Source organism: Evtepia gabavorous (assembly GCF_003425665.1).
GTDB lineage: Bacteria > Bacillota > Clostridia > Oscillospirales > Oscillospiraceae > Evtepia > Evtepia gabavorous.
In genome coordinates, this window is the sequence record NZ_QQRQ01000001.1 from 266,975 (window position 1) to 281,249 (window position 14,275).

Below are 14,275 nucleotides of genomic sequence, written 5' to 3' on the forward strand. Positions count from 1 at the left end.
GCGCTCCGCTGGGTTGGAGGTCCCAATGGATCATACTTTGGAAAAAATTTTGGCCCGCGTTCAAAAACCCGGGCGCTACGTAGGCGGCGAATATAACGCCATAAAAAAAGAAAAGAACGATGTGGACTGCCGCTTTGCCTTTTGCTTTCCGGACACCTATGAGATTGGAATGTCCAACTTAGGCATGCGGATTCTCTATGGCGTAATCAATGAAATGGATGGGGTATGGTGTGAGCGCGTTTTTGCCCCCTGGGGAGACATGGAGGCAGAAATGCGCAAGGAGGGGTTGCCCCTTTACGCCTTAGAGAGTGGGGACCCCATTGCAGAATTTGATATCATTGGATTCTCTCTTGGCTATGAGATGGCATATACCAATGTGCTCAATATGCTGGACTTGGCGGGGCTTCCTTTGCGGAGTGAGGACCGCAAGGACCTGCGTCCGCTGGTGGTGGCGGGCGGCACCAGTATGTACAACCCGGAACCCTTGGCCCCCTTTGTGGATATTGTCTCTCTGGGAGAAGGGGAAGATGTCACGGTGGAGATGATTCAGCTCTATCGAAAGGCCAAGCAGGAGGGCTGGTCCAAGGCACAGTTGCTTCGGGCGGCCGCCCAGATTCCCGGGCTTTATATTCCCTCTCTTTACGAGATTTCTTATAGAGAAGATGGCTTAATTGCCTCCATTCTTCCCCAGGAAGGAGCCCCGGAACGGGTGAAAAAGCGGATTGTTACCGATATGGACCGGTCCTACTATCCGGTAAAAACCATTGTGCCCTCCACGGAGATCACACAAGACCGTGTGATGCTGGAGCTTTTTCGAGGGTGCATTCGAGGATGCCGTTTTTGTCAGGCTGGATTTGTCTACCGCCCGGTGCGCAGCCGCAGCCAAGCGCAGCTGGCCAGACAAGGCATTGAGGCCTGTCAGGACTCAGGATACCAGGATATGACACTGATGAGCCTATCCTCCAGCGATTACCCGGATTTGCTCCCTTTGTGTGACGCGCTACTGGAGTGGTGTGAGCCCCATAAGGTCAACCTGGCCCTTCCCTCCCTGCGGGCGGATAATTTTTCCATGAATCTTATGGAAAAGCTGCAGCGTGGCGGACGGAAGAGCGGCTTGACTTTTGCGCCGGAGGCCGGTTCCCAGCGCCTGCGGGATGCCATCAATAAGAATGTGACGGAGGAGGACCTGCTCAACTCCTGCCGGACTGCGTTTGCCGGAGGCTGGAGCGGTGTCAAGCTCTATTTTATGTTGGGTCTGCCCACGGAGACCGATGAAGACGTTTTAGGCATTGCAGACTTAGCCAACAAGGTTTACCATGTCTGGCGAAACAACACCCCCAACCGGTCACGTGGGGTGCGGATTACCGTTTCGACCTCTTGTTTTGTGCCCAAATCTCATACCCCATTTCAGTGGGAGGCGCAGAATACAAGGGAGGAATATCTGCGAAAGGTAACACTCCTCCGAGAGAATCTGCGGAACAAATCCATTACCTACAACTGGCACGACCCGGAGACCAGTTTCTTGGAGGCGGCGCTTTCCAGGGGGGACCGCCGGGTGGCGGATGTGATTGAGCAGGCCTGGAGGCATGGCGCCAAGTTTGACTCCTGGAGTGAATATTTCTCCCTTCAAACCTGGCTGGATGCCTTTGCGGCCTGCGGCCTCTCCCCTGCTTTTTATGCCAACCGTATACGGGACAAGGAAGAGATCTTACCTTGGCAGACCATTTCAGACGGCGTAAAGGAGAGCTATCTTTGGAAGGAGCGGGAGACTGCGTATGCCGGTCAGATTACCCCGGACTGCCGGGTGAAATGTTCCGGCTGCGGTGCAAACCGGCTGTGTGAGGGGGGAATCTGTCATGTCTGAGCAGAGAATTCTGTTTGCCAAATACGGTACGGCCAAGTACATCTCTCATCTGGACCTCATGCACACCATGGAGCGGGCTTTCCTGCGGGCAGGTATTGCCATTCGGCATACGACAGGGTTTCATCCCCATCCTTATGTGTCCATCCCGCTCCCGCTTCCCCTGGGATTCTCCAGCCAATGTGAAATTATGGAGTTCGGGCTGGTCTCCGGCAGCACGATGGAAGCACTGCCTGCACAGATGAACCGGGTTCTGCCCGCTGGCATTGAGATTTTGCGCTGTTATGAAGGGGGACGCCCCTTCCGGGATTTGGCATTTGTCCGTTACGAGGTCACATTGGAACTGGATGGGGATTTGGCGCAGCAAGGGGAAGCGGCTTTTCGTTCTTTGGTGGACCGCCCGTCCTTTGTTGTAAAAAAGAGAAGCAAGAAAGCCAAAAGTGGTTTTACAGAGGTAGATATTATTCCGCTCATAGAAGGGGTAGAACGGATCGAGGCGCAGGGGGACCGGTTGGCTCTGACCTTACTGCTGAAAGCCCAGAATCCGGGTTTGAATCCAGAGGTTCTGCTCCAGGGTTTTCGAGGAGAATTTCCAGACCTCCCCATCGTTTATTCCGCATGTCACCGGCGGGAAATTTTGGATGAGGCCAAGCAGCTATACCGATGACGTAGAACAAAAGCCCCCACCCGCGCTCACCGTGTGCTGTGAGAAGCAGATGGGGGCTTAAACTTTGCTGAACATCACATTTCCAGACGGACCACGCCCTCCTGTTCTTTGAGCAGAACCATGGTGGAGATATCCCCTCGCATAGCCTGTTCTGATTCCAAATCCAACCGCACTGCCAGGATGTCAGGGCGCCCGGAGGGGAATTCTTTGACCTCTCGAACGCTCCAGCCGATCTCGTGGATGAAATGGATGGCATTTCCCAACCCGACATCCCGCCGGACCTCCAGATAGAGCGCTGTACTGGTGGGGATTTTTAAGTATTTCGTGTCCACCACATTGACCAAAAGAAGAATAAAGATCAAAATGACATACATGGCCAAGGCGCATTCGTAAAACCCGACGCCGACAGCCAGCCCCATGCAGGCAGTGGCCCAAAGGGTTGCCGCCGTGGTCAGCCCTTTGATCTGGTTGCGCCGGGTGACGATGATGGTGCCGGCCCCTAAGAAACCGATTCCGCTGATCACTTGTGCACTGAGCCGGGCAGGGTCTCCCACGCCATAACTGGCATAGATATACTGGCTGACCAGCATGGTAGAGGCGGCCCCGACGCACAACAGCATGTGGGTGCGCAGGCCAGCGGCTCTCTGCCGGATTCCCCGTTCAAAGCCGATGGTTCCTCCGAACGCCATGGCCAAAAGCAAGCGGACGCAGACTGACAGTACATTTAAGTCTCTGAGACTTCCCATCCAGTCCAGCTGTATCATGCGTTTTCCCTCCATTCCGGTCCAATGGCTCCGTTAAAATTTTGTAATAAAATGCCCATTTTCATACAGATAGTATTATTTTGCCATGGTTTTATCAGGTTGTCAAACCTTTCTCGTTGCTTTTTCTGATCAGATAGGATATACTATCCATATTCCTCCAAATAACCATGATTTTAGAAACTGAAAGGAGTACCTTATGTCAGACAGTCAGGCGAAAAGAACACTGCCCCGCATGTTGATCAGTTTGCTGATCACCCTTGCCATTGGCGCGGTGTGGTTTTATGTTTCCCTGCCCGCCATTAACCTGCACAATACAGGTTTTTACAGCTTCGTTTTTATCCTTCTGTTGGTCTACATCTTAGTCTTTATGATTATTTTGGGTGTGGATACCGGACATCAAGAGATTCATTTGAAGGATTACCTTTCCTTTGCCAAAAACCAGTGCAAAATTGTAGTCCTCATTGTGGTTGTCATGGCCGCTATTTTTGTGGTGGGCCAGCTGATCTCGGCGCCGATTTTCCGCGCCGGCTCCTACCATGAGCTGTTGGATGTGGGGACAGGCGATTTTGCCACGGAGATTGAACCGGTCTCTTTTGACGAGATTCCCATGTTGGATGAGGCGTCCGCCAGTGTGCTGGGTGACCGGAAGCTGGGGGAACTGTCCGACATGGTCAGCCAATTTGACGTATCTGCGGACTATACCCAGATCAACTATCAGGGACGTCCCGTCCGGGTAGCTGCCTTGGAGTACGGTGATTTCTTTAAGTGGTTCCTCAACACCAAGGAGGGGCTGCCGGCCTATATTACCGTAGACATGGTGACCCAGGAGGCCGATGTGGTCCGGCTTTCCGACCTGGGTCTGGAGGGAATGCGATACTCTCCCTCAGAATATTTCAACCGGGACCTGAACCGTTTCCTTCGGTTCCATTATCCCACCTATATGTTCAGTTCCGCACACCTGGAGATTGACGAGGAGGGACAGCCCTGGTGGGTTTGCCCCCGGGAGACGCGGACCATTGGTCTGTTCGGCGGTGCTGACATCATTGGTGCGGTTTTGCTGAACGCCAGTACAGGAGAGCATGCCTATTATGACGTCAAGGACATTCCCACCTGGGTAGACCGGGTTTACACGGCCAGCCTGATTGTCCAGCAGTACGATTACTATGGCACCTATGTCAACGGGTTTATTAACTCGCTCATTGGCCAGAAGGATGTCACTGTGACCACGGAAAACTTTAACTACCTGGCAATGGATGACGATGTGTACATGTACACAGGCATTACCTCCGCCAGCAGTGACCAGTCGAATATCGGCTTCCTTTTGTCAAATCAACGAACAAAGGAGACCACGTATTACCCAGCCCCGGGTGCCATTGAGAGTTCTGCCCAGCGATCCGCGGAGGGCATTGTGCAGGACTTGGGTTACACAGCTACCTTCCCATTGCTGCTGAACATCGGCGGGCAACCCACCTACTTTATGTCCCTAAAAGACAGTTCCCAGTTGGTGAAAATGTATGCTATGGTAAACGTGTCTCAGTACCAGATTGTTGCCCAGGGAACCACTGTGGCCGCCTGTGAAAGCGATTATATCGCACAGCTACAGCAGCGAAACATCCCTGTTACCAGTGACAGCGCCCAGGATATTCTGGAGAAAACCAACGTGGAGGGAACCATCGCGGAGATCCGAACCGCAGTGCTGGACGGTGACTCCTGGTATTATGTCCGGCTGGATGGCGCGGATACCTTCTATGCTATGGCGGCCTCCAAGGACCGTAATGTAGTGATCCTAAATGTGGGAGACGCCGTCAGTATCCAGATTTCCCCGGAGGACTCCGGCAATGCCATTGTCAATGCCCTTTCAATTTCCACGGGAAACGCGGCACCGGATCCTGTGAAAGAGGAGCCCGATAACGCCACAGATGCGGGCGGCACAGAGCCAACGACGCCTACAGAGGAGTAACAGTAAGAAAAAAGATGGTAGACATCATTCGTGTCTACCATCTTTTTTTGTACTGAAAGGGAACAAGAAGTGTCCCAACAAGTTACATATCCATAGCATGATTTTTCGAGAATGCAATTTGTTCCTGGGCACGCACCAGCGCAGCGTATTCCCCGTTTTGCGCCATCAGCGATGGATGACTCCCCTGCTCGATGATTTCTTCCCGGTCAACTACGGCGATACGATCCGCATTGCGGATGGTGGACAGACGGTGCGCAATGATGATGGAGGTGCGGCCTTCGCACAGGCGGTCAAAAGAGGCTTGGATTTTAGCTTCTGTCACACTGTCCAACGCGCTGGTTGCTTCATCTAAAATGACAATGGGTGGGTTTTTGAGAAACACCCGGGCAATACTGATCCGCTGTTTTTGCCCGCCGGAGAGCATGACCCCTCGTTCTCCTACATAGGTTTCATATCCATTGGGCATGGCCAGAATGTCCTCATGGATCTCTGCTTGGCGGGCAGCCCAGACTACCTCCTCATCTGTGGCATCGGGACGGCCGTACCGGATATTTTCCAGGACACTGTCTGCAAACAGGAAAACCTCCTGCTGGACAATTCCGATGTTTTGGCGGAGGGAATGCTGTGTGATTTTCCGGACATCGTGTCCATCAATGAGGACTGCGCCCTCTGTCACATCGTAAAACCGGGGAATCAGTTGACATAGGGTGGTTTTCCCGCCGCCGGATGGTCCAACAAAGGCAAATTTTTCCCCGGCTGGAATGGTCAGTGAGATATCCCGTAGCACCTGCGCCTGATTGTTGTACTGAAAAGAAACATGATCGAAGCGGACCTCTCCTTGGACCGAGTCCAAATCCTGGGCGTCCGGAGCATCCTGAATCTCCGGTTCCAGCCGCATCAGCTCCAGGAACCGGCTGAATCCAGCCGAGCCCTGCATGAATTGCTCCACAAAGTTGACCAGCTTTTTGACCGGGGTGGTGAAGGTCGTGACATATAAGGTGAACGCGACCAGATCGGCATAGTTGACCGCATCGCGCATGATGAAATATCCCCCAGCCCCGATGACAAGAACCGGCATGATGGATAGGCTGAATTCCATGCCGCCCTGGAATGTGGCCATGGTCTTGTAATATGTGCTCTTGGCCTGGACGAAGCGTCGGTTCATCACCTTGAATTTTTCCTTTTCCGTCTCTTCGTTTTGGAATGCCTTGGCCGTCCGCATACCGGAGATGCCGGATTCAATGGCGGCGTTGATCTCTGCTGTCTGGGCCTTCAGCTTCAGATTGGCCCGGCGCATTTTCCGCCGCTGATAAATGGTGAAGAGAAGAAAGAACGGGACAATGGCAAAAGAGAGTACAGCCAGCTTCCACTCAATGGTACACATGATACCAAACGCACCCACCAAAGTGACAGTGGAAATAAAGAGGTCTTCCGGCCCATGGTGGGCCAATTCTGTGATTTCAAACAGATCATTGGTGACCCGAGACATGAGGACCCCGGTGCGGTTTTTATCAAAAAAGCTGAAGCTCAAGCTCTCCATGTGGGAATACAGGTCCCGTCGAAGATCGGCCTCTACCCGGACGCCAAAGACGTGCCCCCAATAGGAGACAACAAAGTACAGTAATCCCTTTCCCACATAGGCAACGGCGAAAAAACCAATGAGAAGGAAGAAAACGCGGTACTCCTGCTGGGGCAGTAAGTGATTGAGGGCGGACCGGGAGAGATATGGAAAGGCCAGATCAATCAGACAGATTACCAGGGCACAAAACATATCCAAAAAGAACAAGTGTTTATGGGGGCCGTAGTAGGAGAGAAAAATTTTAAGGGGGCGGTTCTTTTGATAATATGCAACATTGCGTGTCATGGACGCACCTCCAGGAAAAAGTAAGATTATTATATCGTTCCTTGCGGCACCTTGCAAGGTAACTTGTGGAGAGGTTTCCCTTCAACCTCCGCTTTTTATTGACAATTCTGTGCGGATATTGTACAATTTCAATTGTCCGAATTCTAACAAATGGGGGGAGTTCTTTCGGATGGAAACTTTGAACCATCGTGCTTATCAGGTGACTCAGCTGGCCTGCATTGTCAATCAGCTGCACCGAATGGCCATGCGGATGCCGCCCGATGCACTTCCCTCGGGCATGACAATTTCCCAATTATCCACCATTGGGTTTTTGTATTTTTCTCAGCAGGGAGACGTTTATCAGAAAGATATCGAATCCTTCTTTAAGCTCCGTCGTTCCACCGTCAGCAGTCAGTTGGACACATTGGAGAAAAAGGGCCTCATCCAGCGGGTACCTGTCTCCCATGATGCCAGACTTAAAAAGCTGGTTCTTACAGAGGAGGGACTGCGGATCAGCGGTCAGGTACTTCTGGTGTTGGAACAGATGAATGATTTCATGATCCAGGGGCTGAGCCAGGAGGAGACGGTAGTGTTAACAAATCTCTTGCGAAAAATAGAACAAAATTTAAGCCGCATTGGATGAAAGCATCCTTGCGGCACACTTTGCGCTGTATGCCATATCCCCGGAGGTATCCCAATGAAAAAACGTATTTTTAGTCTTGTTTTGGCTTTGAGCTGCATGGCAGTGCTTTCCGCCTGCGGTGAAGAGGAGACTGCGGAAACCGAGGAGTCATCCACGGCGGTGGAAATCGCCACCGTGGAGCGCGGCTCAATTTCTTCCGAGAGCAATGTCTCTGGCCAGGTGGTTTCCGATGGACAGGAGTCCGTCTCTGTGGCGCTGTCCGTCCGTTGCACCGATGTCTATGTGGAGGTCGGCGATACGGTGTCGGCTGGGCAGGCAATCTGCAAGCTGGATATCTCCGCCACCATGGCCAACTATGAGACGGCGTCTATGAGCTATGACAATGCCAAAAAGAGCTATGCGGAACAGTCTTCCCTGCTCTCTCAACAAGTTGCCCAGGCGGAAAAGAATGTCTCTGATACCCAGGCGCTCTTTGATATGGGGGCGGCCTCCCAGGCGGAGTTGGACAGCGCAAAGCTGTCCCTGGAAAATGCCAAGGCCAGTATGAACTCTGCGCTGGACCAATTGGAAGTGGGGATGCAGAATTATAAGGCGACCATGGAACAGCTCAAAGCATCCCTGGCGAATGTGGACAGCAACGGCAATGTGGCGGCGCCTATTTCCGGCACCATTCTCTCCTTATCGGCGGTGGAAAATGGGTTCGTCTCCCCCAGTGCACCTGTGGCGACCATTGATTCCACCACAGATATGGAGGTAAAGGTAGGGGTATCGGAGTCTCTGATTGGGAAGCTTCAGGTGGGCGGAAGAGTCTCGGTCTCCATTGACGCGGCGGACAAGGAATTTCAGGGGACCATTTCCGCCCTTGAAAAGTCTGCGGATGCCACCACCCACCTGTACGGGGTAACGATCCAAGTGCCATCGGCTTATTCCAGAGGATTGCTGTCCGGCATGTTTGCTGATGTGACTTTTTACACTGATACGCAGAGTGATGTGGTGATTGTCCCCACAGAGGCCATTCAGACAGGAATGGATGGACAATATGTTTACACCATTGACAGCGACAACATCGCCCACCGCATCCCGGTAGAGACCGGCCTGGTGGGAGACGGTGAGACGGAAATCACCTCCGGCCTTTCAGGCGGTGAGACCTTGGTCACCGTGGGCCAGTTCTATCTTTCCGAAGGTGCGGCAGTCCGGGTCGTGGCCCCTGAGGTGGCATCATGAAAATTGCGTCTTTTTGCATTAAGCACAAGGTCACTACCATTTTGGCTTTTGTCATTATTGCTGTCTTCGGGGTCGTCTTCTATTCCAATTTGAAGTTGGCGCTGATGCCCAATATGGAATTTCCCGCAGCCTATGTCATGTGTACCTATGCGGGAGCAGGGCCAGAGGATGTGGAGGAGCTGGTGACCCGTCCGTTGGAGTCCTGCGTGTCTACGCTGTCTGGCGTGGACACCATTTCCTCCACCTCCTCTGAAAACGTCAGCATGGTGATGATTACCTATGAGGATGGAACGGATGTGGATGACGCGGCGATTAAGCTGCGGGAAAAGTTTGACGCGCTCTCCCTGCCGGATGGATGCAGTGATCCCGTGATTTATAATTTCAATGTCAACGACATGATGCCCGTGGCCATGATTGCCTTGAGCGGTGAGGACCTGAGCCAACTGCAAAACTTGGCGGAGGAAACCGTGGGCCCTGCGTTGGAGCGTCTGGACGGGGTTGCTTCCGCAGATATCATGGGCGGCATTGACAGCCAGATTACGGTGGAGGTCAATACCACTGCTTTGACGGGATATGGGCTTACCCTGTCGGATGTCTCCAACTACTTGGCTGCCGCCAATGTACTTTATCCCGGCGGTGATGTGCAGAACGGAACCAATACCCTGACGGTAACCACCAGCGGGCAGTATCAGTCGGTGGAGGATGTGGCCAACACCTTGCTGTTTCTGCCCCGGGGAGGGTCTGTACGCTTAGGGGAAATTGCCACAGTCTATTTGGAGTCCTCCTTGGAAGACAGCGCGGCTAAATTGGGGGATGAGAGCTGTGTCATTCTCTCGGTGAACAAACGCTCTGGTGCCAATGAAGTGGAGATTTCCAGGCGCGTTCTGGATACGCTGGAGGAGCTGAAGCAAGACAACCCCTCCATGAATTACATGGTGCCCTATGAGGCCAGCGACTATATCATGCAAGTGGCCAACAACGCCATCCAAAACATTGTGATGGGTGTCGCGCTCTCGGCACTGGTGGTTTTGCTCTTCCTCCGCCGGGCGGGGGCTACTGTTACCATCTCGCTCTCCATGCCATTTTGCGTGCTGACAGTGTTCCTGCTGATGAATGTTTTTGGCACAACGCTGAATATGATGAGTTTGGGCGGCATTGCAATGTGCATCGGCATGGTGGTGGACAACTCCATCGTGGTCTTGGAGAATATCTATCGCTACGCTGGGGATGGACACAGCCGATATGATAGCTGCGTTTTGGGGACCTCTGAGGTGATTACTTCGATTACCGCGTCCAGTTTAACCACCATTGCGGTATTCCTGCCCATTGGCCTGAGTGGAGGTATGACAGGAATGATGTTCCTGGACTTCTCTCTTACGGTGGTCTTTTTGATCCTCTCTTCCCTGCTCATTGCCCTGACCCTCGTTCCTTTGATGTGCTACTTCCTGTTGGATGAAAACGCGGTCCGCCTTCAGAAGCTTCAAGGGGCACAGAAGAAGTCCCGCTGGACACAGATCGTGGGGAAGCTCTCTGAAAAATATAAATATTTGCTGGCCTATTTTCTGCGCCGCCGTCTGGTGGCCTGCCTGGTCTCGGTGGCGATGGTGGTCCTTTTCCTGGTCAGCTGCCTGAGTACCAATATGGTTCTGATTCCAGAGATGGACCAGGGAATGGTGAGTGTCACCGTGGAGATGCCCACGGGAACAGAACTGGAAGATACCATGGCCTATGGAGACCGCGTGATGGGCATCATTCAAGAGAACTGCCCTGAACTGGATAATATGTATATGACCATTGGCAGCAGCATGTCCACAGGAGGGTCCAGCGCAGAATCTGCCTCGATTACAGCCAATCTGGTGGGACGAAGTGAACGAAGCCGTTCCAGTAAAGAGGTAGCCCAGGATTTGAAGGAAGCCATGCGGGATATTGCTGGTTGTGAGATTACAGTCAGTGACGCCAGCATGATGAGCAGCATGACCAGTTCCAACGACATTCAGGTGGACATCAGCGGATCTGACTATGACACACTGACGCAGATTGCCAATGATCTGACGGAACAGATCGCTGCCTTAGAGGACACGGAAGAGGTTACCAATTCCCTGGAGAATACGATTCCGGCGGTGTCGGTTTCTGTCAATCATGCCGCAGCAGCGCAGTATGGGCTGACTTCTGCCACCATCGGTTCCGCGGTTCGAAGTGAATTGACCGGAACCACGGCCACCACAGTGACGATGGATGGCAATGATTTAGAGGTGGTGGTGCGTGGCAGTGGCGCAAGTATGGAGAGTCTGGACGCGCTGCGTTCCATGCCCATTTCTGCGCCGACAGGCGGAACGGTTCCTCTCTCCTCTGTCGCGGAGGTTTCCGTTGAACTGAGTCCCCAATCCATCGCACGGACCAATCAATCCCGTCAGGTACAGGTAACTGGTAATACCATCAGTGGGGACACGGCGGCGATGAATGCGTCCATTCAGTCCCTGCTGGATGGCTATGATATGCCGGATGGGTATCAGGCTGAGATTAACAGTGCCTATACAGACATGATGGAAAATTTCCAAACCCTGATGCTGGCTATGTTGGTGGCTGTCTGTCTGGTCTACTTTATTTTGGCGGCACAGTTTGAGTCCTTCGTTATGCCGGTGATGGTGATGATGATCCTTCCCATTGCGCTGTCTGGTGCATTGTTTGGTTTGCCCATTACGGGAATGGATTTGTCTATGATTGTTTTGCTGGCGCTGATTATGCTGGTGGGAACGGTGGTCAACTCCTCCATTGTGCTGATCGACTACATCAACATTCGGCGGGCCCGTGGACAGGAGAAGGACGAGGCCATCATGGAGGCTTGCCCTCTGCGAGTTCGTCCCATTATGATGACCACATTGACCACGGTGCTGGCGCTGATCCCCATGGCGATTGGCTCTGGAGAGGGCAACGAGATGCTTCAGCCCATGGGAGTCGTTATGATCAGTGGTATGGTGATTTCCACTGTGGTTACCTTGCTGTTCACTCCTGTTTATTACTCTGTGCTGGACAGTTTGTCAGAGCGGATGAAAAAACCGCTCCAGATGCGCAGAGCACGTAAGACAGAAAACCTGCTGGCCCAGATTGCGGCGGCGGAAAAAGCGGCATCCGTGGGAGAGCCGAAGCCATAAGCCCTTTTTCAGAAAGAGTTCTGCAAGAAAAAAGTCCCGTCCTTCCAACCTTTGTTGGGGACGGGACTTTTTTACTTACGTTTTATAACCTTTAATAGAATGTGGCGACATCCTGCTCTGGCGCGGTGCCTGGAGTCAGAGAAAGTACGTGGAGAACAGGGCCTTTTTTATTGTAAACCCGGTTGTGTTTAATTGCAACTTTGGCAGTCAGCTCAACCCATTGCTGGTCCTGAAGGTTCTTCGTGTCGTATCCAGTGGCCAGAAGTCCTGCAAAAGTAATATCTTCCACGCAACAGGTCATAATCCGACGGCCGAAAATAAAACTGCCGGCCGGAAGCTTATCCCGGACCATGGTGAATCCACCGATCTTTAGGGTTTTTCCTTTGTACTTGTCCGGCTCCTCTGAGATATCCTGATACCAGATCGCATAGTCCTGAGGCGTGATTTCAACCACGGGTGCGTCCAAATCAAAGGGCAGTTCATCGGGGGTGTCATCGTAGTACACTTCCCCATTGAGATCCTCATAGGCAATGTTGGTCCGACGGCTGACGGCCCGGATGATTTTATGAATCTCCACCTTGTCCACCCGCTGGTCTGCGCGGTTCAGGACAACCATTTCACAGCTTTTCAGCTTGTCTACCACCAGACCACGCATATTGGCGTTGTAGGTCAAGAAGGTCTGGGCGTCTGCAAACATGAATTCCTGGTAGACAATCCATGCCTCTGGCATGTTTTGATAGAGCTGATCCAGCATCCACATGCCGTTGTATTCCACGATGACTCGCTCCACAGCATGCTTTTTCTGCAAACGCTCTAAGTTAATTGGTGTCAATTCAGAGGGGTCCTCTATAACCTCAATGAAGACGTTTTTCCCAGAAAACGTGGTGGGCTCATACTCCTCCTCCCCTTCTTCACAGAGAAGAAGAAGCGTGCTCTCTCCGTTGTTAAAGCGGACATCTTCCAGGGTCTCTTGAATGAATTTGGTTTTACCTGCGTCCAGAAAACCGGTAAACAGGTAAACAGGGATTTCTTCCATCATATATTTTATCCTCGTTTGCTCAGTGCAGGCAGAACAGATGCTCCAGCGCGTGCTCTTTCAGTTCAGAACCAATGACGCACAGACGACCGGTAAAGCCGGCGGGACCGCGGCGAATATTTTGCTCTCCAGGCACATAGTCGAAGTGGATCCAGGTGCCATCCTGGCAGGGCACGATTCCCTTGGCGCGGAGAACCACGCCATAGTTTGCTTCCTCGCCCAATGCATGCAGCGCACCAGAGATTTCCTCCTCTGTGTATTTGCGGGGAGTTTCTGCCCCCCAGCTGATGAAGACCTCATCGGCATCATGGTCATGCCCGCAGGAACAAGAACCGTCGTGATGATGGTGCTCATGGTCATGGTGATGATGTTCTTCGTGCCCGTGTTCATGTTCGTGGGACGCTTCATCGTGGTGGTGATGGTGTTCATGGTCATGCTCATGGTGGTGATGATGGTGGGATTCGTCATGAGCAGCCTGCTCTGCGGCCAAGTGTGCCAATTCCTCTTTCAGGGTATCCTTGTTTTCCATGGTTTCCAGGATCGTTTTCCCATCCAACTCTTCCCATGGTGTGGTGATGATGGGGGCATTGGCATTGTGTTCCCGCAGCAGCGCCACAGTATCCAGAAGTTTTTTCTCATTCATCCCGCTGGTGCGGCTGAGCACAATGGCAGCGGCGTGCTCAATTTGGTTGTTGAAAAACTCACCGAAGTTTTTCATATAAATTTTGCACTTTGTGGCATCGGCGACAGTGACGAAAGCATTGAGTACAATCTCGTGGTTATCCAGGCGCTGGACGGCTCCAATGACATCGGACAGCTTGCCCACGCCAGAGGGCTCAATGAGAATCCGGTCCGGGTGAAATTGGAACAGAACCTGTTCCAGCGCCTGACCAAAATCCCCTACCAAGCTGCAGCAGATACAGCCGGAATTCATCTCCGTGATCTCCACGCCGGCATCCTGCAGAAAACCGCCGTCAATGCCGATTTCGCCAAATTCATTTTCAATGAGAACCAGCTTCTCCCCCTGGTAGGCTTCCTGAATCAGCTTCTTGATCAGTGTGGTTTTCCCGGCGCCAAGAAAACCAGAAAAAATATCAATTTTTGTCATTTGGAATTCCTCCTTCG

General features: G+C 52.5%; 10 protein-coding genes. 6 read left to right on the top strand and 4 right to left on the bottom strand.

Features of this window, described 5'->3' with window-relative positions; genetic code table 11:
• Positions 1 to 25: 25 nt before the first annotated feature.
• Positions 26 to 1,864 carry a TIGR03960 family B12-binding radical SAM protein gene (locus tag DV520_RS01245; RefSeq protein ID WP_117141515.1) on the top strand — a complete coding sequence of 613 codons (1,839 nt, stop codon included), beginning with the start codon at positions 26 to 28 and terminating at the stop codon, positions 1,862 to 1,864.
• A complete protein-coding gene (locus DV520_RS01250) occupies positions 1,857 to 2,528 on the top strand; it encodes a TIGR03936 family radical SAM-associated protein (RefSeq protein WP_117141516.1) in 672 nt (223 codons plus the stop codon). Before DV520_RS01245 ends, DV520_RS01250 begins: the two co-directional genes overlap by 8 nt.
• A 74-nt stretch (positions 2,529 to 2,602) precedes the next feature.
• On the opposite strand, the gene DV520_RS01255 is transcribed toward DV520_RS01250, so the two are convergent.
• Positions 2,603 to 3,292 carry an MgtC/SapB family protein gene (locus tag DV520_RS01255; RefSeq protein WP_021919602.1) on the bottom strand — a complete coding sequence of 230 codons (690 nt, stop codon included), beginning with the start codon at positions 3,290 to 3,292 and terminating at the stop codon, positions 2,603 to 2,605.
• A 196-nt stretch (positions 3,293 to 3,488) separates the two neighbouring features.
• On the opposite strand from DV520_RS01255, the gene DV520_RS01260 reads away from it, so the two are divergent.
• A complete protein-coding gene (locus DV520_RS01260; RefSeq protein WP_021919603.1) occupies positions 3,489 to 5,252 on the top strand; it encodes a hypothetical protein in 1,764 nt (587 codons plus the stop codon).
• Positions 5,253 to 5,334: 82 nt separating this feature from the next.
• Here the strand turns inward: DV520_RS01260 and DV520_RS01265 are convergent, their stop codons facing one another.
• On the bottom strand, positions 5,335 to 7,116 hold the full coding sequence (locus DV520_RS01265; RefSeq protein ID WP_117141518.1) for an ABC transporter ATP-binding protein: 1,782 nt from the start codon (positions 7,114 to 7,116) through the stop codon (positions 5,335 to 5,337).
• Positions 7,117 to 7,285: 169 nt separating this feature from the next.
• Between DV520_RS01265 and DV520_RS01270 the strand changes: the two genes are divergently transcribed.
• From DV520_RS01270 to DV520_RS01280, 3 genes are read left to right on the top strand one after another with little or no spacing between them, the layout of a single operon-like run.
• Positions 7,286 to 7,738 (top strand): MarR family winged helix-turn-helix transcriptional regulator, encoded by a 453-nt coding sequence (locus DV520_RS01270; RefSeq protein WP_165850006.1) that lies wholly within the window; start codon positions 7,286 to 7,288, stop codon positions 7,736 to 7,738.
• Between the two features lie 54 nt (positions 7,739 to 7,792).
• Positions 7,793 to 8,962 (top strand): efflux RND transporter periplasmic adaptor subunit, encoded by a 1,170-nt coding sequence (locus tag DV520_RS01275; protein ID WP_117141520.1) that lies wholly within the window; start codon positions 7,793 to 7,795, stop codon positions 8,960 to 8,962.
• Positions 8,959 to 12,114: an efflux RND transporter permease subunit gene (locus tag DV520_RS01280; RefSeq protein ID WP_117141521.1), complete on the top strand. Its 3,156-nt coding sequence runs from the start codon at positions 8,959 to 8,961 to the stop codon at positions 12,112 to 12,114. The genes DV520_RS01275 and DV520_RS01280 overlap by 4 nt, the downstream gene beginning before the upstream one ends.
• A gap of 91 nt (positions 12,115 to 12,205) precedes the next feature.
• Here the strand turns inward: DV520_RS01280 and DV520_RS01285 are convergent, their stop codons facing one another.
• Complete coding sequence (locus DV520_RS01285; protein ID WP_021919608.1) at positions 12,206 to 13,153, bottom strand: TIGR03943 family putative permease subunit; 948 nt, start codon at positions 13,151 to 13,153, stop codon at positions 12,206 to 12,208.
• Between the two features lie 19 nt (positions 13,154 to 13,172).
• Positions 13,173 to 14,258: a CobW family GTP-binding protein gene (locus tag DV520_RS01290; protein ID WP_021919609.1), complete on the bottom strand. Its 1,086-nt coding sequence runs from the start codon at positions 14,256 to 14,258 to the stop codon at positions 13,173 to 13,175.
• Positions 14,259 to 14,275 lie beyond the last annotated feature (17 nt).

Bases quoted from the DNA above. Each gene is read 5' to 3' on its own strand.
- DV520_RS01245 (WP_117141515.1), top strand. From the start codon at position 26: ATGGATCATACTTTGGAAAAAATTTTGGCCCGCGTTCAAAAACCCGGG.
- DV520_RS01250 (WP_117141516.1), top strand. From the start codon at position 1,857: ATGTCTGAGCAGAGAATTCTGTTTGCCAAATACGGTACGGCCAAGTAC.
- DV520_RS01255 (WP_021919602.1), bottom strand. From the start codon at position 3,292: ATGATACAGCTGGACTGGATGGGAAGTCTCAGAGACTTAAATGTACTG.
- DV520_RS01260 (WP_021919603.1), top strand. From the start codon at position 3,489: ATGTCAGACAGTCAGGCGAAAAGAACACTGCCCCGCATGTTGATCAGT.
- DV520_RS01265 (WP_117141518.1), bottom strand. From the start codon at position 7,116: ATGACACGCAATGTTGCATATTATCAAAAGAACCGCCCCCTTAAAATT.
- DV520_RS01270 (WP_165850006.1), top strand. From the start codon at position 7,286: ATGGAAACTTTGAACCATCGTGCTTATCAGGTGACTCAGCTGGCCTGC.
- DV520_RS01275 (WP_117141520.1), top strand. From the start codon at position 7,793: ATGAAAAAACGTATTTTTAGTCTTGTTTTGGCTTTGAGCTGCATGGCA.
- DV520_RS01280 (WP_117141521.1), top strand. From the start codon at position 8,959: ATGAAAATTGCGTCTTTTTGCATTAAGCACAAGGTCACTACCATTTTG.
- DV520_RS01285 (WP_021919608.1), bottom strand. From the start codon at position 13,153: ATGATGGAAGAAATCCCTGTTTACCTGTTTACCGGTTTTCTGGACGCA.
- DV520_RS01290 (WP_021919609.1), bottom strand. From the start codon at position 14,258: ATGACAAAAATTGATATTTTTTCTGGTTTTCTTGGCGCCGGGAAAACC.